This is a genomic window from Corynebacterium sp. c8Ua_99, assembly GCF_039907185.1.
GTDB lineage: Bacteria > Actinomycetota > Actinomycetes > Mycobacteriales > Mycobacteriaceae > Corynebacterium > Corynebacterium jeikeium_D.
The window spans coordinates 117,432-137,433 of record NZ_JASBOG010000006.1 but is presented as its reverse complement, the minus strand read 5'-3'; the positions used below and the strand labels follow the sequence as shown (position 1 = coordinate 137,433).

The window sequence follows — 20,002 nt, the reverse complement described above, 5'->3', positions numbered from 1 at the left end:
AACCAAGCGGGCGGAGCGCACCACCGGTTGCCGGTGTGCTCCACCGCGTGAGGTGCTGGAAGGACGCATCTTGGCAGTCTCCCGCCAGACCAAGGCAGTAACCGGTATTCCCGGAGCTTCGAAGAGGTACTCGTTTGCAAAGATTCAGGAGCCGATTGCGGTTCCTGGTCTGCTCGACCTGCAGCGTGAGTCTTTCGCATGGCTCATTGGCACGCCTGAGTGGCGTGCTCGTCGCCAGGAGGAGCTCGGAGAAGACGCTCGGGTTACCAGCGGTCTCGAAGATATTCTAGAAGAGCTCTCTCCGATCGAGGACTACTCCCAGAAGATGTCCCTGACGCTGTCGGACCCATGGTTCGACTCCGTTAAGAACACCGTGGATGAGTCCAAGGATAAGGACATCAACTACTCGGCTCCCCTCTACGTCACCGCGGAGTTCACCAACCGCGAGACCGGTGAGATCAAGAGCCAGACTGTCTTCATCGGTGACTTCCCGATGATGACGGACAAGGGTACGTTCATCGTCAACGGAACTGAGCGTGTCGTTGTTTCTCAGCTGGTGCGCTCTCCGGGCGTCTACTTCGATGAGACCATCGACAAGTCCACCGAGCGCCCGCTGCACTCGGTGAAGATTATTCCGTCGCGCGGTGCGTGGCTGGAGTTCGACGTCGACAAGCGGGACACCGTCGGCGTTCGTATTGACCGTAAGCGTCGCCAGCCGGTCACGGTTCTGCTGAAGGCTTTCGGCTGGACCACCGAGGAGATCAAGGAGCGCTTCGGCTTCTCTGAGATCATGATGGCCACCCTGGAGAAGGACGGTGTTGCAAACACCGACGAGGCTCTGCTGGAGATTTACCGCAAGCAGCGCCCGGGTGAGCCGCCGACGCGCGAGTCCGCGCTGGCTCTGCTGGAGAACAACTTCTTCAAGCCGAAGCGCTACGACCTGGCTAAGGTCGGTCGCTACAAGGTCAACCGCAAGCTGGGTCTGGGCGCTGATGCCTCCGGCGAGATGGTTCTGACCGAGCAGGATATTGCTACCACCATCGAATACCTTGTGCGCCTGCACGACGGCGAGAATGTTATGACCTCGCCGGAAGGTGTCGAAATCCCGGTTGAGACCGACGATATCGACCACTTCGGTAACCGTCGTCTGCGTACCGTAGGCGAGCTGATTCAGAACCAGGTCCGCGTGGGTCTGTCCCGCATGGAACGCGTGGTTCGTGAGCGCATGACCACTCAGGACGTGGAGTCGATCCAGCCGACCACCCTGATTAACGTGCGCCCGGTTTCCGCGGCTATCCGTGAGTTCTTCGGTACTTCCCAGCTGTCCCAGTTCATGGACCAGAACAACTCGCTGTCGGGTCTGACCCACAAGCGTCGTCTGTCCGCACTGGGCCCGGGTGGTCTGACCCGTGACCGTGCTGGCCTTGAGGTTCGAGACGTTCACCCGTCCCACTACGGTCGCATGTGTCCAATTGAGACCCCAGAGGGTCCGAACATTGGTCTGATTGGTTCGCTGTCCTGCTACGCACGCGTGAACCCGTTCGGTTTCATTGAGACTCCGTACCGTCGCGTCCGCGATGGTGTCATCACCGACGAGGTCGACTACCTCACCGCTGATGAGGAAGACCGCTACGTCGTCGCGCAGGCCAACACCCCGGTCGACGAGAACGGCCACTTCGTTCAGGAGACTCTGTCTGTTCGTAAGAAGGGTGGTGACGTCGAGTCCGTCCGCGCCGATGAGGTCGACTACCTCGATGTTTCCCCGCGTCAGATGGTCTCCGTGGCTACCGCCATGATTCCGTTCCTCGAGCACGACGACGCTAACCGTGCCCTGATGGGTGCGAACATGCAGCGCCAGGCTGTGCCGCTGCTGCGTTCGGAGGCTCCGTTCGTCGGTACTGGTATGGAGCAGCGTGCTGCTTACGACGCCGGCGATGTCATTGTCGCTTCGGCCACCGGTGTGGTCGAGACCGTGTCGGCAGACTTCATCACCATCATGGATGATGAGGGCCAGCGCCACACCTACCTGCTGCGCAAGTTCGAACGCACCAACCAGGGCACCTGCTACAACCAGAAGCCACTGGTTGACGAAGGCCAGCGTGTTGAGGCCGGCCAGGTCATCGCTGACGGTCCGGGTACCGACAACGGTGAGATGGCACTTGGTAAGAATCTGCTCGTGGCATTCATGCCGTGGGAAGGCCACAACTACGAGGACGCCATCATCCTGAACCAGCGCATGGTTGAGGAGGACATCCTGACCTCGATTCACATCGAGGAGCACGAGATTGATGCCCGTGACACCAAGCTGGGTCCGGAGGAAATCACCCGTGACATCCCGAACGCGTCCGAGGAGATGCTGAAGGATCTGGATGACCGCGGTATCGTCCGCATCGGTGCTGACGTTCGCGACGGTGACATCCTGGTCGCTAAGACCACGCCGAAGGGCGAGACTGAGCTGACTCCGGAGGAGCGCCTGCTGCGCGCTATCTTCGGCGAGAAGTCCCGCGAGGTCCGTGACACCTCCATGCGTGTCCCGCACGGTGAGTCCGGCAAGGTCATCGGCGTCCGCGTCTTCTCCCGTGAAGACGATGACGACCTGGCACCGGGTGTCAACGAGATGGTCCGCGTCTACGTTGCGCAGAAGCGCAAGATCCAGGACGGCGACAAGATGGCAGGTCGCCACGGTAACAAGGGTGTTATTGGCAAGATCCTGCCGCAGGAGGACATGCCGTTCCTGCCGGACGGCACCCCGGTCGACATCATTCTGAACACCCACGGTGTTCCGCGTCGTATGAACATCGGCCAGGTCCTCGAGGTTCACCTCGGCTGGCTGGCGAAGGCCGGCTGGAGCATTGAGGGCGACCCGGATTGGGCTAAGCGTCTTCCGGCAGACCTGCACGACGTTCCGTCCGACTCCCTGGTCGCAACCCCAGTGTTCGACGGTGCTGAGAACGAGGAGCTCGCTGGTCTGCTCGCGTCGTCCCGCCCGAACCGTGACGGCGAGGTGCTGGTCAACGCTGACGGTAAGGCCACGCTGTTCGACGGCCGCTCTGGCGAGAAGTTCCCGTTCCCGGTTTCGGTGGGCTACATGTACATGCTGAAGCTGCACCACCTGGTCGACGAGAAGATTCACGCTCGTTCCACCGGTCCGTACTCCATGATTACCCAGCAGCCGCTGGGTGGTAAGGCCCAGTTCGGTGGTCAGCGCTTCGGTGAGATGGAGGTGTGGGCAATGCAGGCATACGGCGCTGCCTACACCCTGCAGGAGCTGCTCACCATCAAGTCCGATGACGTGGTTGGCCGCGTCAAGGTCTACGAGGCAATCGTGAAGGGCGACAACATTCCGGATCCGGGTATTCCGGAGTCGTTCAAGGTGCTTCTGAAGGAACTGCAGTCGCTCTGCCTGAACGTTGAGGTCCTTTCGGCCGACGGCGTTCCGGTTGAGTTGGGCTCCTCCGACGATGAGGAACTCGACCACGCGACCGCTTCCCTCGGCATTAACCTGTCCCGCGACGAGCGTTCTGACGCTGACTCCGCATAGTTTCTCGCTTAACGACGAAACATTGCGTGAGTATCAGGGTCGGGAAGCCCTAACTCGCGAATAACCCAACACAGACGACAACGTACAAAAACCTCCGCAGAGAATTTGGTTTCCGCATTACTTCGATGCGGAGGGAAAGGGAAAACAGGTGCTCGACGTCAACAACTTTGACGAGCTCCGGATTGGGCTCGCTACCGCCGACGACATCCGCCGCTGGTCTCGCGGTGAGGTCAAGAAGCCCGAGACGATTAACTACCGTACGCTGAAGCCGGAAAAGGATGGCCTTTTCTGTGAGCGTATCTTCGGCCCGACCCGTGACTGGGAGTGTGCTTGTGGTAAGTACAAGCGCGTTCGCTTCAAGGGCATCATCTGTGAACGCTGTGGCGTTGAGGTGACCAAGTCGAAGGTTCGCCGTGAGCGCATGGGCCACATTGAGCTGGCCGCTCCGGTCACTCACATCTGGTACTTCAAGGGTGTGCCGTCTCGCCTCGGCTACCTGCTCGATTTGGCTCCGAAGGATCTGGAAAAGATCATCTACTTCGCTGCCAACATCATCACTTCTGTGGATGAAGAGGCTCGCCACAACGACCAGGAAACCCTCGAAGCAGACATGCTCGTGGACAAGAAGCTGGTTGAGGACGACCGCGACCAGGAGCTGGCCGAGCGTGCCCAGACCCTGGAAGAGGATCTGGCTGAGCTCGAGGCAGCCGGTGCCAAGGCTGACGCCCGTAAGAAGGTTCAGTCTGCAGCCGAGCGCGAGATGCGCCACATCCGTGAGCGCGCCCAGCGCGAGCTGGATCGTCTCGACGAGATCTGGAACACCTTCATCAAGCTCGAGCCGAAGCAGATGATTATCGACGAGGGTATTTACACCGAGCTCGTCGACCGCTACGAAGATTACTTCACCGGTGGTATGGGGGCTGAGGCTATTCAGACCCTGATCCGTAACTTCGACTTGGCCAAGGAGGCCGAGGAGCTGCGCGAGATTATTCGCGACGGCAAGGGTCAGAAGAAGATGCGCGCCCTCAAGCGCCTGAAGGTTGTCACTGCATTCCTGCAGTCCGGCAACGACCCGGCCGCTATGGTGCTTGACTGCATCCCGGTGATTCCGCCGGAGCTGCGCCCGATGGTGCAGCTCGACGGTGGCCGCTTTGCGACCTCGGACTTGAACGACCTCTACCGTCGTGTCATCAACCGCAACAACCGCCTGAAGCGCATGATTGACCTCGGCGCTCCGGAGATCATTGTCAACAACGAGAAGCGCATGCTTCAGGAATCCGTTGACGCACTGTTCGACAACGGACGTCGTGGCCGCCCGGTCACTGGTCCGGGTAACCGCCCGCTGAAGTCCCTGAGCGACCTGCTCAAGGGTAAGCAGGGGCGTTTCCGTCAGAACCTGCTGGGTAAGCGTGTTGACTACTCCGGCCGTTCGGTTATTATCGTCGGCCCGCAGCTGAAGCTGCACCAGTGTGGTCTGCCGAAGCTGATGGCTCTCGAGCTGTTCAAGCCGTTCGTGATGAAGGAGCTCGTGGCCAAGAGCTACGCGCAGAACATCAAGAGCGCGAAGCGCATGGTTGAGCGTCAGCGCCCAGAGGTGTGGGACGTCCTCGAAGATGTCATTACCGGGCACCCGGTTCTGCTGAACCGTGCACCTACGCTGCACCGCCTGGGTATTCAGGCGTTCGAGCCGGTCCTGGTTGAGGGTAAGGCAATTCAGCTGCACCCACTGGCTTGTGAGGCTTTCAACGCCGACTTCGACGGTGACCAGATGGCAGTCCACCTGCCGCTGTCCGCTGAAGCGCAGGCCGAGGCTCGTGTCCTGATGCTGTCCTCGAACAACATTCTGTCGCCGGCTTCCGGTAAGCCGCTGGCTATGCCGCGTCTGGACATGGTCACTGGCCTGTACTTCCTGACGCTGGAGAAGCCAGAGCTGCCGGGTGGCCACCAGGATGCCACCGAGGACGCACCGGAGCAGGGTATTTACACCAGCCCGGCCGAAGCCATCATGGCTTACGACCGCGGTGCAATTGGCCTGCAGAGCCCGATTAAGGTTCGCATCAGCCACCTGCGTCCGCCGGCTGAGATTGAATCCGAGCAGTTCCCAGACGGTTGGAACAAGGGCGATACTTGGCTGGCTTCGACCACGCTGGGCCGCGTTATGTTCAACGACCTGCTGCCGTGGAACTACCCATACGTCGAAGGCGTTATGGCTAAGAAGCCGCAGGCTGCGATCATCAACGACTTGGCTGCCAAGTACCCGATGATCACGGTCGCTCAGACCGTCGACAAGCTCAAGGATGCTGGTTTCTACTGGGCTACCCGTTCTGGTGTCACCATTGCTATGTCTGACGTGCTGGTTCTCCCGAACAAGCGGGAGATCCTAAACGGCTACGAAGAGAAGGCCGCCACGGTGGAGAAGAAGTTCCGCCGCGGTAAGCTCTCGGCTGCTGAGCGTCACGAGTCGCTGGTTAACCTGTGGAAGGCCGCGACGGCTGAGGTCGGTGAAAAGGTCGAGGCTCTGTACCCGGATGACAACCCGATTCCGATGATCGTGAAGTCGGGTGCGGCCGGTAACATGGGCCAGATTCACTCGCTGGCCGGCATGAAGGGTATGGTTACGAACCCTCGTGGTGAATACATCACCCGTCCGATTAAGACCTCCTTCCGCGAAGGCCTGTCGGTTCTCGAGTACTTCAACAACTCGCACGGTTCCCGTAAGGGTCTGGCCGATACCGCGCTTCGTACCGCTGACTCGGGTTACCTGACCCGTCGTCTGGTTGACGTTGCACAGGACGTCATCGTTCGCGAAGAGGACTGTGGTACCCACGATGGTGTCATTGTCGAGATTGGCGAGGATGTTCTGGACGCAGCCGGCAACCCGACCGGCGAGATCCGTCGTGCGAAGTATGTCGAGACCGCCGCGATTGCTCGTGTGCTGGCAGCCGATGTCACCGACGCTGAGGGCAATGTCCTTATCGCAGCTGACACCGACCTGAACGACGACCACATCACCCTGGCTCTCAGCCACGGTGTCAAGGAAGTCAAGGTCCGCTCGGTTCTGACCTGTTCCACCGCAACCGGTGTCTGTGCCAAGTGCTACGGTCGCTCGATGGCAACCGGCAAGCTGGTCGACATCGGAGAGGCTGTCGGTATTGTCGCTGCGCAGTCCATTGGTGAGCCGGGTACCCAGCTGACCATGCGTACGTTCCACCAGGGTGGTGTCGGCGGCGACATTACCGGTGGTCTGCCGCGTGTCCAGGAGCTGTTCGAGGCCCGCGTGCCGAAGAACAAGGCTCCACTGGTCCGCGAAAACGGTCGCGTGCGCCTGGAGGAGGACGAGCACTTCTACACGCTCACCCTCATCCCGGATGCCAACAGCGAAGACGAGGTTGTTTACGACAAGCTGTCCAAGCGTCAGGGCCTGGCTGAAATCACTGTCGATGGCCGTCGTCGCGCCATCCGCGATGGTGACCACGTGGTCAAGGGTCAGCAGCTGCTCAAGGGCGCTGCCGATCCGCACGAGGTCCTCGAGGTTCTGGGCCGCCGAGGCGTCCAGCGCCACCTCATCGAGGAAGTCCAGTCGGTCTACCGTGATCAGGGTGTGGCCATTCACGACAAGCACATCGAGGTTATCGTCAGCCAGATGCTGCGCCGCGTGATTGTGTCTAAGCCAGGTGACTCCGAACTGCTGCCAGGTGCACTGGTCGAGCGCTCCACGGTCATGGCGAAGAACCGCGAGATTGTCGCCTCCGGTGGCAGCGTCATCGAAGGCCGCCGCGTGCTGATGGGTATTACCAAGGCATCGCTGGCCACCGAGTCCTGGCTGTCCGCCGCCTCCTTCCAGGAGACGACGCGCGTGCTTACCGACGCCGCTATCAACAAGCGCTCGGATAAGCTCATCGGCCTGAAGGAGAACGTGATCATCGGTAAGCTGATCCCGGCTGGTACGGGTATCTCGCGCTACCGCAACATCACGGTTGAGCCGACTGAGGAAGCTGCCCGCCAGGCAGCCGCCCCGTTCGCTTCCTTCGGCGAGGGCTTCTACGGTGCCGAGGACACCTACGGCATCGATCAGGTCGGTTCCGCAGTTCCGCTGGATGACATCGGAACCTTCGAGTAGAAATCAATAGCTTTGCGGCAGCGGCTGGGGGAGCGGGAGAATTCCCTCGGTCACTGTCTGGCAAAGCACCTCGCCTGACAGTTGGGGCTTCGTGCGCTAACTGTTAGGTGGCAACCGGAAAAATCCTCCGGCACAGTTGTGGCTTACTAGCGGATTGCTAGTTCGTCACGGTCGTGCCGGAGGATTTTTCTTTGTCGAGGCAACCCAACTGGAAAACTCGGCTGGAGACTGAAGAAAGGCGATAGGAACAGAGGCAGGGGCAGGGGAGGGAGGGCTAGGGGCCCGTCCCGGCCTCCCTCCTCTACATCTTGAGAGCCTCTGCAATCGGAGTGTTGCCCTCGTTGAAGTTAATCATGCGACCAACGGTAGCCTCGTTGAACACGGTCTGCGCGATGACATTGGCAACGGTCGCACGAGCGACCTCGCCTGCCTTGTCCGCCGTGGTGTCGATGGAATCCTGGCCCTCGTTGAGCGTGAGCGCACTCGGGCCGAGAATGGTCCATTCCAGGTTTGAAGCGCGCAGCGCTTCGTCGGCTGCAGCCTTGGACTCGGCATAGGCAAAGAAGCTGTGATCCTCTGGAACGCCATGGTCGTGGCCCGCACCAAAGTAAGAGACCATCACGTAGCGCTTAACGCCAGCCTGCTCGGCTGCGGCAATCGAAGTAATAGCTGCGTCGCGGTCGATCGCGTACGTCCGTTCTGGTGAACCTCCACCAGCGCCGGCGGACCAAATCACAGCGTCGTGCCCGCTGAGAAGGTCCGCAAACTGTTCGGTCGAGAGACTGGCGATGTCGTAAACGGCTGGTGTGGCGCCGAGAGCCTCGATATCCGGAACCTGGTCGGGGTTGCGAATAACAGACGTGACCTCGTAGCCATCGTCGATAAGTAGGGGAGTAGCGATTTGGGCCACCTTGCCGTGGCCGCCAATGACAATAACCTTCTTAGACATGTCCCCACCTATACGCTGCCAGTACACTGCTGGCAATGAAGAAGGCATTCGCCTGTGGTGAACATGGCGATTAAGTTTCTCCAGCGCTGATGCAGGACAGTACTATGGGCAAACCGAACGGACGGCAGAATTGGCCGCGTTATCGATTCAAACCGGCATAGTAACGTCTGCGTCTTTTGGGGCGAGGCGCGCCGTGCTGAACACCCAAAAATTTGATCACCAAGCCCACAAGCGCTCAAAGTGCTTGAAATTTATAGGCCATTACCAGGGTGTTTGGACTAAACCCGCAGCTCGCGTACTGTTATACAACGATCCCAGAAAAGAATTGGGAACTTGAGACATTACCCAGTAGGCCAGCGAGAGCGGCTGACTGGGTTTCGCACGTTCAAAATCCCTCCATTTCTTGCGTTCAACCGATGGGCTCACCACTGGATGAGTAATAACTTTTCTTGTGATGCATTCACACGGAAGGTGGTTACTCCGCTGCGGTTGGCATCGGTCGTGAGAATGTCCAGCGAGGATTGAAAACAGAAAGAGGCTTCATGCCCACTATTCAGCAGCTGGTCCGCAAGGGCCGCCATGACAAGAAGGCTAAGGTTGCAACCGCAGCTCTGAAGGGTTCCCCTCAGCGCCGCGGCGTTTGCACCCGTGTTTACACCACCACCCCGAAGAAGCCGAACTCGGCTCTTCGTAAGGTCGCTCGTGTTCGCCTGACCTCCGGTGTCGAGGTTTCGGCTTACATTCCGGGTGAGGGCCACAACCTGCAGGAGCACTCCATGGTGCTCGTTCGCGGTGGTCGTGTTAAGGACCTCCCGGGTGTCCGCTACAAGATCGTCCGTGGTTCCCTTGACACCCAGGGCGTCAAGGACCGCAAGCAGGCTCGTTCCCGCTACGGCGCAAAGAAGGAGAAGTAAGCCATGCCACGTAAGGGCCCAGTACAGAAGCGTCCTGTCGTCAACGACCCGGTCTACGGCTCCCCTCTGGTGTCGCAGCTGGTCAACAAGGTTCTGATCGACGGTAAGAAGTCGACTGCAGAGCGCATCGTCTACGGTGCACTTGAGATGTGCGAAGAGAAGACCGGTACTGATCCGGTGCTGACTCTGAAGCGCGCAATCGAGAACGTCAAGCCGGCTCTTGAGGTTCGTTCCCGCCGTGTTGGTGGCGCCACCTACCAGGTCCCGGTCGAGGTTCGTCCGGGCCGTGGCACCACGCTGGCACTGCGCTGGCTGCTGATGTTCTCCCGTCAGCGCCGTGAGAACACCATGACCGAGCGTCTCGCTAACGAGATCCTTGATGCATCCAACGGCCTGGGTGCATCCGTCAAGCGTCGTGAGGACACTCACAAGATGGCGGAAGCTAACCGCGCATTCGCTCACTACCGCTGGTAATCGCTTATCGACGGAGGCTGCGAGTGGTCACCGTCGTAAAGCAGCTGCCGGTATGTCAACGGCGCGCGTCGGTCGCGGTCCACAGATCTTTAAGGGTCACTCAATAGGGGCCAGCCCGGCGCTTACACCCGATGTCTTGCGTAGAATTTACGCAATAGGTGTACGTCACGGCGCGACTTCGCGCCAAGACGGTGGCATTATAGATAAAGCAAACCCGACCGACGGCGGATTTGACGGCCAATTGCAATCCCGTGATTGAGTCTCACCGCCAAACCGATTTGAAACGAGTGGGGAATCAAGTGGCTGAAGGTGCACTTCCCGTTAAGAAGGACCTCCACAAGGTCCGCAACATCGGCATCATGGCGCACATCGATGCTGGTAAGACGACTACGACCGAGCGCATCCTGTACTACACGGGTATTAACCGCAAGGTCGGCGAGACTCACGATGGTGCGTCCACAACCGACTGGATGGAGCAGGAGAAGGAGCGCGGTATCACCATTACCTCCGCTGCTGTGACCTGTTTCTGGAACGACAACCAGATCAACATCATCGATACCCCGGGCCACGTCGACTTCACCGTTGAGGTTGAGCGTTCCCTGCGTGTGCTCGACGGTGCCGTCGCAGTCTTCGACGGTAAGGAAGGTGTCGAGCCGCAGTCTGAGCAGGTTTGGCGTCAGGCTCAGAAGTACGATGTCCCGCGTATTTGCTTCGTCAACAAGATGGACAAGCTGGGCGCTGACTTCTACTACACCGTTGGCACCATCGTTGACCGCCTCGGTGCTAAGCCGTTGGTTATGCAGCTGCCGATTGGCGCTGAGGATGACTTCGACGGCGTTGTTGACCTGCTGGAGATGAAGGCCCTCATGTGGCCGGGCAAGGTTGAGATCGGTACTCCTGCGCAGGTCGAGGAGATTCCGGCGGACATGGTCGACAAGGCTAACGAGTACCGTGAGAAGCTCATTGAGACCGTCGCTGAGTCCGACGAGGAGCTCATGGAGAAGTACTTCGGTGGCGAAGAGCTGACCATGGACGAGATCAAGGGTGCCATCCGCAAGATGGTCCTGAACTCTGAGGTCTACCCGGTCTACTGTGGTACCGCCTACAAGAACAAGGGTGTTGAGCCGCTGCTCGACGCTGTCATTGACTTCCTGCCGAATCCGCTGGACATCGGTGAAGTTCACGGCCACCAGATGGGCGACGAGGACGTCGAAATGGTCCGTAAGCCGTCTAAGGATGAGCCGTTCTCCGCTCTCGCATTCAAGATTGCTGCTCACCCGTTCTTCGGCAAGCTGACCTTCGTCCGCGTTTACTCCGGTCGCGTGGAGCCTGGTCAGCAGGTCCTGAACGCCACCAAGGACAAGAAGGAGCGCGTCGGTAAGCTGTTCCAGATGCACGCCAACAAGGAGAACCCTGTTGACGAGGCAGTGGCAGGTAACATCTACGCCTTCATTGGTCTGAAGGACACCACCACCGGTGACACCCTGTGTGCACAGGATGCTCCGATTGTTCTGGAGTCCATGTCCTTCCCGGATCCGGTTATCGACGTTGCTATTGAGCCCAAGTCCAAGGCCGACCAGGAGAAGCTGAGTACCGCTATTCAGCGTCTGGCTGAAGAGGATCCGACCTTCACTGTTCACCTGGATGAGGAAACCGGCCAGACCGTTATCGGCGGTATGGGCGAGCTCCATCTCGACGTCCTGGTTGACCGCATGAAGCGCGAGTTCAAGGTTGAAGCAAACATCGGTAACCCGCAGGTTGCTTACCGCGAGACCATCCGCAAGCCGGTCGAGAAGTTCGAGTACACCCACAAGAAGCAGACCGGTGGTTCGGGTCAGTTCGCCCGCGTCATTATTGCTCTGGAGCCGTACGCTCCGGCTACTGACGAGGTGGAAGAGGGCGAGTCCACCACTTACAAGTTTGTCAACGAGGTCACTGGTGGTCGTGTTCCGAAGGAATACATCCCGTCTGTCGACGCTGGTATTCAGGACGCAATGCAGTACGGTACCCTCGCTGGCTACCCGCTGGTGAACATCAAGGCAACCCTGCTCGATGGTGCTTACCACGAAGTTGACTCCTCTGAAATGGCCTTCAAGATCGCTGGTCAGCAGGCTATGAAGGAAGCTGTTCAGAAGGCTAAGCCGGTCCTGCTCGAGCCGATGATGGCCGTTGAGGTCATTACTCCGGAAGAGTACATGGGCGAAGTTATCGGCGACATCAACTCCCGTCGTGGCCAGGTCAACTCCATGGAAGACCGCACCGGCGTCAAGGCTGTCAAGGCTCTGGTTCCGCTGTCCGAGATGTTCGGCTACGTTGGTGACCTGCGCTCCAAGACCCAGGGTCGCGCTAACTACACCATGATCTTCGACTCCTACGCTGAGGTTCCGTCCTCCGTGGCCGAGGAGATCATTGCAGCTCGTACCGGCGCTTAAATCGCGCCGGCAGGGTGGGGCACTCAATCAGAGCTGACCCCATCCCTGCACGCACTGCAGTGTCGCTCTTTTTAGGGAACGCAGTGCGAGGGTCTGCAGCTTTAGTAGATTCCCTCTAGCTTTGACTGTGCTAAGACATCGTCAGACTGTTGGCGTGTGTTAGCACAGGCAAGCTCTAGGGGGTAGCTGCTCGCAATTCATATCGTTGGGCGATTTTAAATCGCAACTCAAATATCTAGCATTTATGCAGGTAAATGACGATGTGAGTTGCTGGCCGTTACCCACCCTTAACTAGGGGGTTGGTCTGGTTTGGAAAACTCCAGTATCCTGCCCTAGTATCGAGTAACTGGCACAGTGAAAGAATAGTGCTCTTTTGCGCGCGCACGTTCCGAAGTCGTAAGCGAACAGCTTGAAGGCTTCTGATGTTGTGAAGGCGGATTGAGTGACCACAAAATTGTGGCTGCGAGAGTCGTGGCCACCTAGACCTCCAGGAGGACTAAAAGTGGCAAAGGCGAAGTTCGAGCGTACGAAGCCGCACGTCAACATCGGTACCATTGGTCACGTTGACCACGGTAAGACCACCACTACCGCCGCTATCACCAAGGTTCTGGCTGACAAGTTCCCGGACCTGAACGAGTCGTTCGCTTACGATGCCATCGATAAGGCACCGGAAGAGAAGGAACGTGGCATTACCATCAACGTTTCCCACGTTGAGTACCAGACGGAGAAGCGCCACTACGCTCACGTCGATGCCCCGGGCCACGCCGACTACATCAAGAACATGATTACCGGTGCTGCTCAGATGGACGGCGCAATCCTGGTTGTCGCTGCTACTGACGGCCCGATGCCGCAGACTCGCGAGCACGTTCTGCTGGCTCGCCAGGTTGGCGTTCCGTACATCCTCGTTGCGCTGAACAAGTGCGACATGGTCGACGACGAAGAGATCATCGAGCTCGTCGAGATGGAGGTCCGCGAGCTGCTGGCTGAGCAGGACTACGACGAGGAAGCTCCGATCGTCCACATCTCCGCTCTGAAGGCTCTTGAGGGCGAAGAGAAGTGGGTCAACTCCATCGTCGAGCTGATGGAAGCTTGCGACGAGAACATCCCGGATCCGGTTCGCGAGACCGACAAGCCGTTCCTGATGCCGATTGAGGACATCTTCACCATTACCGGTCGCGGCACCGTTGCTACCGGTCGTGTTGAGCGCGGCGTTCTGAACGTTAACGACGAGGTCGAGATTCTGGGCATCAAGGAGAAGTCCCAGAAGACCACCGTTACCGGTATCGAGATGTTCCGCAAGCTGCTGGATTCCGCTGAGGCTGGCGACAACTGTGGTCTGCTGCTCCGCGGTACCAAGCGTGAGGACATCGAGCGCGGTCAGATCGTTGCTAAGCCGGGCGCTTACACCCCGCACACCGAGTTCGAGGGTTCCGTCTACATCCTGTCTAAGGATGAGGGCGGCCGTCACACCCCGTTCTTCGACAACTACCGTCCGCAGTTCTACTTCCGCACCACCGACGTCACCGGCGTCGTTTCCCTGCCGGAAGGTGTCGAGATGGTTATGCCGGGCGACAACGTTGACATGTCTGTCAAGCTGATCCAGCCGGTCGCAATGGACGAGGGCCTGCGCTTCGCTATCCGCGAGGGTGGCCGCACCGTCGGCGCTGGCCGCGTTACCAAGATCGTTAAGTAAGGTTTCTCCCCATAGGGGAAGTGCTTTAACTTAAGTCTTAGAAGAATCCCGACTCCGCGTAAGCGGAAGTCGGGATTTTTTGTATCTGTACATACCCGACACTAGACGGGGTGGGGGCGACGCAATAGCCGTCGTCAAGCCGACTGTGCCGTAATGGGTGTGATGTACGTTGCACTTTGGAATCGTGATTTTACATTCGTAGCCCGGACGTGCTTTAATACGGAGGTTGCTTTAACAAAGGCGTTCGCGCCAATTGTTGTATCAGGCCCAGCTGGGAACCAGTACGAAATTGGACATAGCGCCTATGGTAAGGCGAGCATGACCACGTAGGGAAGTTTCTTCCCGATCGTGCCTCACGGAGAAAAACGGGCGACACGCCCGACCGCGGGGGTCGGAGGTGGCATGGCAAATTAACAGCGGCAGTAGGCAAATGAAGAGCCCCACGAGGGGGACTTGTTTTCCACTGGGATTTGAGTGCAAGGCGTTATTCGTCCGCTCGGGTCATGGCCATAAGTTAATTTGCCATGACGATCGAAGACGAAATCGCTTTGAAGTAATGCACAACCCAGTTTTAATTTCTGGCGCTGGCCATAGTTGCTGACGGCGTCGAGAAACATTGACAGGGTCGACGCCCCTTTAATTGGGGCGCGCCGACCGAGGAGAGGACAAGCGTGGCCGGACAGAAGATCCGCATCAGGCTCAAGGCCTACGACCACGAGGCTATCGACGCTTCTGCGCGAAAGATCGTGGAGACCGTTACCCGTACGGGTGCACGCGTCGTTGGCCCGGTGCCGTTGCCAACCGAAAAGAACGTTTACTGCGTTATCCGTTCGCCGCACAAGTACAAGGACTCGCGCGAGCACTTCGAGATGCGCACTCACAAGCGTCTGATCGACATTCTCGATCCAACGCCGAAGACCGTCGATGCACTTATGCGCATTGACCTTCCGGCAAGTGTCGATGTGAACATTCAGTGATCCTGGACTTTTGGTAGCGGAGACAAGATAAATGAGTGAAAACGAGATCAAGGGCATCCTGGGCACGAAGCTCGGTATGACTCAGATCTTCGACGAGGAGAACCGCGTTGTTCCGGTTACCGTCGTTGAGGCTGGGCCGTGCGTAGTGACTCAGGTGCGCACTAAGGAAACCGACGGCTACGACGCCGTCCAGATTGCATACGGCGAAATTGACCCGCGTAAGGTCAACAAGCCGGAGGCCGGCCACTTCAAGAAGGCCGGTGTGACCCCGCGTCGCCACAGCGTTGAGATTCGCACCCCGGACGCTTCCTCTTACGAGGTCGGCCAGTCCGTTGGTGTCGACATTTTCGGCGAAATTGAGTACGTCGACGTCACTGGTACCTCTAAGGGCCACGGCTTCGCCGGTGGTATGAAGCGCCACGGCTTTGCTGGCCAGGGTGCCGCTCACGGTAACCAGGCTGCTCACCGTCGTGTTGGTGGCATTGGCGCTTGCGCCACGCCAGGACGCGTCTTCAAGGGCAAGCGCATGGCAGGCCGCATGGGTAACGACCGGGTCACGACCCAGAACCTGAAGATCCAGAAGGTTGACGCTGACGCGAACCTGCTGCTCATCAAGGGCGCAGTTCCGGGTGCACGCGGCGGCCTGCTGGTTGTTAAGACTGCCACGAAGGGTGGTGCTCACGCATGACCAACCTCAAGCTAGACGTACACACCGCTGAAGGCGGCGTGAACGGTTCGGTTGAGCTTCCTGCTTCCGTGTTCGACGCGGAGGTGTCCATCGCCCTGATGCACCAGGTTGTTGTCGCGCAGCGTGCAGCAGCTCGCCAGGGCACCCACAAGGTCAAGACCCGCGGTGAGGTTCGCGGCGGTGGCCGCAAGCCGTGGCGCCAGAAGGGTACCGGTCGCGCTCGTCAGGGTTCGATCCGTGCTCCGCACTGGACCGGCGGTGGCGTTGTCCACGGCCCGGTGCCTCGCGATTACAGCCAGCGCACCCCGAAGAAGATGATTGCAGCTGCTCTGCGCGGCGCACTCTCTGACCGTGCTCGCCACGACCGCATCCACGTTGTCGAGGAACTGGTCCCAGGCCAGACCCCGTCCACCAAGGCAGCTCGTACTTTTGTCGAGCGTCTGACTGAGCGCCGCAACGTGCTCGTCGTTCTGCCGCGCGAGGACGTCAACTCGTGGAAGTCGGTTCGTAACCTGCCAGGTGTCCACATCCTGTCTGAGGATCAGCTGAACACCTACGATGTTCTGAAGGCCGATGACGTCATCTTCGCCGTTCAGGCACTCAATGACTTCATCACTCGCACCGCCGGTAAGGAGGAGAAGTAATGGCTACCATCGCAGATCCCCGCGACATCATTGTTGCACCGGTAGTGTCTGAGAAGTCCTACGGACTCATGGAGCAGGGCGTTTACACGTTCCTGGTCCACACCGACGCTAACAAGACCCAGATCAAGATCGCGGTCCAGGAGATTTTCGGTGCCAAGGTCGCTTCCGTCAACACCCTCAACCGTGAGGGCAAGCGCAAGCGTTCCCGCACCGGCTACGGCAAGCGCAAGAACACCAAGCGCGCCTACGTGACTCTCGCGGCCGGCAGCGATCCCATCGACATCTTCGGCGGTTCGGCAGCTTAGCCGCTAGCCGACGAGGAAGTTAAGGAAGAGCAAAAGTATGGCTATTCGTAAGTACAAGCCGACTACGCCGGGTCGCCGCCAGAGCTCCGTCTCCGAGTTCAGCGAGATTACTCGCTCGACTCCTGAGAAGTCTCTGCTGCGCCCGCTGTCGAAGACTGGTGGCCGTAACGTTCACGGTCACATCACCACTCGCCACAAGGGTGGCGGACACAAGCGCCAGTACCGTGTCATCGACTTCCGTCGTAATGACAAGGACGGCATTCCGGCAAAGGTCGCTCACATCGAGTACGACCCGAACCGTACCGCCAACATCGCACTGCTGCACTATGCAGACGGTGAGAAGCGCTACATCATCGCTCCGAAGAACCTGAAGCAGGGTGCCATCGTTGAGTCCGGCGCTAATGCCGACATCAAGGTTGGTAACAACCTGCCGCTGCGCAACATCCCGACCGGTTCCACTATTCACTGCGTGGAGCTCAAGCCAGGCGCTGGTGCACAGCTGGCACGTTCTGCTGGTGCTTCTATTCAGCTTCTCGGTAAGGAAGGCAAGTACGCAGTTCTGCGTATGCCGTCCTCTGAGATCCGTCGCGTCGACGCACGTTGCCGTGCAACCGTCGGTGAGGTCGGAAACCAGGATCAGATCAACATCCGTTGGGGCAAGGCCGGCCGTATGCGCTGGAAGGGCTGGCGCCCGACTGTCCGCGGTGTTGTCATGAACCCGGTCGACCACCCGCACGGTGGTGGTGAGGGTAAGACCTCCGGTGGTCGCCACCCGGTTTCCCCGTGGGGCCAGAAGGAAGGCCGCACCCGTAAGCCGAACCGTCCAAGCGACCAGCTGATCGTTCGTCGCCGTCGTACCAACAAGAATAAGAAGCGCTAAGGAGGGAACTGAGAATGCCACGCAGCCTTAAGAAGGGCCCGTTCGTCGATGAGCACCTCCTCGCGAAGGTCGATGCACAGAACGAGAAGGGCACCAAGCAGGTCATTAAGACCTGGTCTCGCCGCTCCACGATTCTCCCCGATTTCATCGGCCACACCTTCGCCGTTCACGACGGCCGCAAGCACGTGCCGGTGTTCGTGGATGACTCTATGGTCGGCCACAAGCTGGGCGAATTCGCCCCGACCAAGACCTTCAAGGGTCACGTCAAGGATGACAAGAAGGGACGTCGATAAGCCATGAGCAACGACATTACTTCTGCACGCGCAACTGCGCGCTTCGTCCGCGTTACTCCGATGAAGGCACGTCGCGTCCTGGACACCGTTCGCGGTAAGTCCGTCGACGAGGCACTGAACATCCTGGAGTACGCTCCGCAGGGTGCTGCTGATCCGGTCGCCAAGGTTGTTGCGTCTGCAGCTGCAAACGCTGAGAACAACTTCGGCCTGGACCGTCGTACTCTGGTCATCTCCGAGGCTTACGCCAACGAGGGACCGACCATGAAGCGCTTCCGCCCGCGTGCGCAGGGCCGTGCTTTCCACGTCCGCAAGCGCACCAGCCACATCACCGTGGTCGTCGAGAGCCAGAAGGAAGGTGACCGATAGTGGGACAGAAGATCCATCCACACGGTCTTCGCCTCGGTATTTCCAGCGACTGGAAGTCCCGCTGGTACGCCGACAAGCAGTACGCTGACTACCTGGCCGAGGACATCAAGATCCGCGATCTGCTGTCCACCGGTCTTGAGCGCGCCGGCATCTCCGATGTCGTTATCGAGCGCACCCGTGACCGCGTGCGTGTGGACATCCACACGGCACGCCCGGGCATTGTTATCGGTCGTCGTGGCTCCGAGGCTGACCGCATCCGCGGCCAGCTCGAGAAGCTCACCGGCAAGCAGGTTCAGCTGAACATCCTCGAGGTCAAGAACATTGACGCGGATGCGAAGCTGGTCGCTCAGTCCATCGCTGAGCAGCTCGCCAACCGTGTCGCTTTCCGTCGTGCAATGCGCAAGGCTATCCAGTCTGCAATGCGTCAGCCGCACGTCAAGGGCATCAAGGTTGTCTGCTCCGGTCGTCTCGGCGGTGCCGAGATGGGCCGCACCGAGCGCTACCACGAGGGTCGCGTTCCGCTGCACACCCTGCGTGCGGAGATCGACTACGGCACCCACGAGGCTCACACCACCTTCGGCCGCATTGGCGTCAAGGTGTGGATCTACAAGGGTGACGTGATCGGTGGCCGTCGCGAGTCCGAGATCAACGCCGGCAACGACCGCCAGCGTCGCGGCAACGACCGTCCGCGTCGTGGTGGCAAGCGTCGTCAGCGTGCATCTGAGAAGAAGGAGGGCTAATTCATGCTCATCCCGAAGCGCGTTAAGTTCCGTCGCCAGCACCGCCCGACCCGTTCTGGTATGTCCAAGGGCGGCAACAAGGTGACTTTCGGTGACTACGGTCTCCAGGCTCTCGAGCCGGCCTACATCACCAACCGTCAGATTGAGGCAGCGCGTATTGCTATCAACCGCCACGTCAAGCGTGGTGGTAAGGTCTGGATCCAGATTTTCCCGGACCGTCCGCTGACCCAGAAGCCACTGGGTGTTCGTATGGGTTCCGGTAAGGGCCCGGTCGAGAAGTGGGTAGCAAACGTCAAGCCGGGTCGCATCATGTTCGAGATGTCCTACCCGGACGAGGCAACTGCTGTCGAGGCACTGAAGCGCGCAGGCGCTAAGCTGCCGATTAAGACCCGAATCGTTCGGAAGGAGGATCAGTACTGATGTCGAACGGCATTCCCGCCCACGAGCTTCGCTCGCTGGATAACGATGACCTGGTTGCCAAGCTCAAGGAGTCTAAGGAGGAGCTGTTCAACCTCCGTTTCCAGAGCGCTACCGGTCAGCTGACCAACAACCGCCGTCTCCGCACTGTCCGCAAGGATATTGCTCGCATTTACACCGTTATGCGTGAGCGCGAGCTCGGCCTGTCTGCTGCACCAACCGATGGTGATGCAGCATGAGTGAGGAAAACATGAACACCACCGAGGCTGGCGCACGCAAGGTGCGCACCGGTTACGTCGTGTCCGACAAGATGCAGAAGACCATCGTCGTCGAGCTCGAGGACCGCAAGCAGCACGCCCTGTACGGCAAGATCATGCGCACGAACTCTAAGGTCAAGGCGCATGACGAGAACGAAGAGGCTGGCGTGGGCGACCGCGTCCGCATCGAAGAGTGCCGTCCGCTCTCCAAGGACAAGCACTACCGCCTGATCGAGATCATCGAGAAGGCTAAGTAAGACCCGTCAGCTGAGCAATCAGCTTGGGCTTTACGACGAGAACCCCGCCGCGGGA

At 59.2% G+C, this 20,002-nt stretch carries 18 protein-coding genes; 17 read left to right on the top strand and 1 reads right to left on the bottom strand.

The window, feature by feature from the left end:
- The first annotated feature begins 52 nt into the window (after nt 1–52).
- Together QKE19_RS05380 and QKE19_RS05375 are read left to right on the top strand one after the other, a co-directional pair.
- The gene (locus QKE19_RS05380; RefSeq protein WP_070429877.1) at nt 53–3,541 is read left to right on the top strand and encodes a DNA-directed RNA polymerase subunit beta; all 3,489 of its coding nucleotides are present in this window, start codon (nt 53–55) and stop codon (nt 3,539–3,541) included.
- Nucleotides 3,542–3,689: 148 nt separating this feature from the next.
- On the top strand, nt 3,690–7,661 hold the full coding sequence (locus tag QKE19_RS05375; protein ID WP_088611918.1) for a DNA-directed RNA polymerase subunit beta': 3,972 nt from the start codon (nt 3,690–3,692) through the stop codon (nt 7,659–7,661).
- A 301-nt stretch (nt 7,662–7,962) separates the two neighbouring features.
- Here QKE19_RS05375 and QKE19_RS05370 read toward each other — a convergent pair whose 3' ends face one another.
- Nucleotides 7,963–8,610, bottom strand: coding sequence for an SDR family oxidoreductase (locus QKE19_RS05370; RefSeq protein ID WP_049193219.1), 648 nt, complete (start codon nt 8,608–8,610; stop codon nt 7,963–7,965).
- A 542-nt stretch (nt 8,611–9,152) separates the two neighbouring features.
- Here QKE19_RS05370 and rpsL point away from each other — a divergent pair.
- The 15 genes from rpsL to rpsQ all read left to right on the top strand — a co-directional run bounded on the left by rpsL (nt 9,153) and on the right by rpsQ (nt 19,947).
- Complete coding sequence (gene rpsL / locus QKE19_RS05365) at nt 9,153–9,524, top strand: 30S ribosomal protein S12 (protein WP_038627636.1); 372 nt, start codon at nt 9,153–9,155, stop codon at nt 9,522–9,524.
- 3 nt (nt 9,525–9,527) lie between these two features.
- A complete protein-coding gene (gene rpsG / locus QKE19_RS05360; RefSeq protein ID WP_049193220.1) occupies nt 9,528–9,998 on the top strand; it encodes a 30S ribosomal protein S7 in 471 nt (156 codons plus the stop codon).
- 299 nt (nt 9,999–10,297) lie between these two features.
- Nucleotides 10,298–12,430: an elongation factor G gene (fusA, locus tag QKE19_RS05355; RefSeq protein ID WP_080985608.1), complete on the top strand. Its 2,133-nt coding sequence runs from the start codon at nt 10,298–10,300 to the stop codon at nt 12,428–12,430.
- 502 nt (nt 12,431–12,932) lie between these two features.
- Nucleotides 12,933–14,123, top strand: coding sequence for an elongation factor Tu (tuf, locus tag QKE19_RS05350; RefSeq protein WP_016422054.1), 1,191 nt, complete (start codon nt 12,933–12,935; stop codon nt 14,121–14,123).
- A 671-nt stretch (nt 14,124–14,794) separates the two neighbouring features.
- On the top strand, nt 14,795–15,100 hold the full coding sequence (gene rpsJ, locus QKE19_RS05345) for a 30S ribosomal protein S10 (protein WP_003938093.1): 306 nt from the start codon (nt 14,795–14,797) through the stop codon (nt 15,098–15,100).
- 31 nt (nt 15,101–15,131) lie between these two features.
- Nucleotides 15,132–15,788, top strand: a complete 657-nt coding sequence (gene rplC, locus QKE19_RS05340) for a 50S ribosomal protein L3 (protein WP_005509762.1) — start codon at nt 15,132–15,134, stop codon at nt 15,786–15,788.
- Nucleotides 15,785–16,432 carry a 50S ribosomal protein L4 gene (gene rplD / locus QKE19_RS05335; protein WP_016422055.1) on the top strand — a complete coding sequence of 216 codons (648 nt, stop codon included), beginning with the start codon at nt 15,785–15,787 and terminating at the stop codon, nt 16,430–16,432. Before rplC ends, rplD begins: the two co-directional genes overlap by 4 nt.
- Complete coding sequence (rplW, locus tag QKE19_RS05330; protein ID WP_005509869.1) at nt 16,432–16,737, top strand: 50S ribosomal protein L23; 306 nt, start codon at nt 16,432–16,434, stop codon at nt 16,735–16,737. The genes rplD and rplW overlap by 1 nt, the downstream gene beginning before the upstream one ends.
- Before the next feature lie 37 nt (nt 16,738–16,774).
- Nucleotides 16,775–17,617: a 50S ribosomal protein L2 gene (rplB, locus tag QKE19_RS05325; RefSeq protein WP_016422056.1), complete on the top strand. Its 843-nt coding sequence runs from the start codon at nt 16,775–16,777 to the stop codon at nt 17,615–17,617.
- 14 nt (nt 17,618–17,631) lie between these two features.
- On the top strand, nt 17,632–17,910 hold the full coding sequence (rpsS, locus tag QKE19_RS05320) for a 30S ribosomal protein S19 (protein ID WP_005509882.1): 279 nt from the start codon (nt 17,632–17,634) through the stop codon (nt 17,908–17,910).
- Between the two features lie 3 nt (nt 17,911–17,913).
- The gene (rplV, locus tag QKE19_RS05315; RefSeq protein ID WP_005509775.1) at nt 17,914–18,276 is read left to right on the top strand and encodes a 50S ribosomal protein L22; all 363 of its coding nucleotides are present in this window, start codon (nt 17,914–17,916) and stop codon (nt 18,274–18,276) included.
- On the top strand, nt 18,276–19,016 hold the full coding sequence (gene rpsC / locus QKE19_RS05310; protein ID WP_016422058.1) for a 30S ribosomal protein S3: 741 nt from the start codon (nt 18,276–18,278) through the stop codon (nt 19,014–19,016). Before rplV ends, rpsC begins: the two co-directional genes overlap by 1 nt.
- A 3-nt stretch (nt 19,017–19,019) precedes the next feature.
- Nucleotides 19,020–19,436 carry a 50S ribosomal protein L16 gene (rplP, locus tag QKE19_RS05305; protein WP_016422059.1) on the top strand — a complete coding sequence of 139 codons (417 nt, stop codon included), beginning with the start codon at nt 19,020–19,022 and terminating at the stop codon, nt 19,434–19,436.
- Nucleotides 19,436–19,672 carry a 50S ribosomal protein L29 gene (rpmC, locus tag QKE19_RS05300; RefSeq protein ID WP_005509851.1) on the top strand — a complete coding sequence of 79 codons (237 nt, stop codon included), beginning with the start codon at nt 19,436–19,438 and terminating at the stop codon, nt 19,670–19,672. Before rplP ends, rpmC begins: the two co-directional genes overlap by 1 nt.
- Nucleotides 19,669–19,947, top strand: coding sequence for a 30S ribosomal protein S17 (rpsQ, locus tag QKE19_RS05295; protein WP_042388398.1), 279 nt, complete (start codon nt 19,669–19,671; stop codon nt 19,945–19,947). The genes rpmC and rpsQ overlap by 4 nt, the downstream gene beginning before the upstream one ends.
- Nucleotides 19,948–20,002 lie beyond the last annotated feature (55 nt).

What these genes read in the sequence shown, in the direction of transcription:
- rplD (WP_016422055.1), top strand. Translation starts at nt 15,785, where the DNA reads ATGACCAACCTCAAGCTAGACGTACACACCGCTGAAGGCGGCGTGAAC.
- rplV (WP_005509775.1), top strand. Translation starts at nt 17,914, where the DNA reads ATGAGCAACGACATTACTTCTGCACGCGCAACTGCGCGCTTCGTCCGC.
- QKE19_RS05370 (WP_049193219.1), bottom strand. Translation starts at nt 8,610, where the DNA reads ATGTCTAAGAAGGTTATTGTCATTGGCGGCCACGGCAAGGTGGCCCAA.
- rplW (WP_005509869.1), top strand. Translation starts at nt 16,432, where the DNA reads ATGGCTACCATCGCAGATCCCCGCGACATCATTGTTGCACCGGTAGTG.
- rpsG (WP_049193220.1), top strand. Translation starts at nt 9,528, where the DNA reads ATGCCACGTAAGGGCCCAGTACAGAAGCGTCCTGTCGTCAACGACCCG.
- rplC (WP_005509762.1), top strand. Translation starts at nt 15,132, where the DNA reads ATGAGTGAAAACGAGATCAAGGGCATCCTGGGCACGAAGCTCGGTATG.
- rplP (WP_016422059.1), top strand. Translation starts at nt 19,020, where the DNA reads ATGCTCATCCCGAAGCGCGTTAAGTTCCGTCGCCAGCACCGCCCGACC.
- rpmC (WP_005509851.1), top strand. Translation starts at nt 19,436, where the DNA reads ATGTCGAACGGCATTCCCGCCCACGAGCTTCGCTCGCTGGATAACGAT.
- rplB (WP_016422056.1), top strand. Translation starts at nt 16,775, where the DNA reads ATGGCTATTCGTAAGTACAAGCCGACTACGCCGGGTCGCCGCCAGAGC.
- rpsQ (WP_042388398.1), top strand. Translation starts at nt 19,669, where the DNA reads ATGAGTGAGGAAAACATGAACACCACCGAGGCTGGCGCACGCAAGGTG.
- rpsS (WP_005509882.1), top strand. Translation starts at nt 17,632, where the DNA reads ATGCCACGCAGCCTTAAGAAGGGCCCGTTCGTCGATGAGCACCTCCTC.
- rpsL (WP_038627636.1), top strand. Translation starts at nt 9,153, where the DNA reads ATGCCCACTATTCAGCAGCTGGTCCGCAAGGGCCGCCATGACAAGAAG.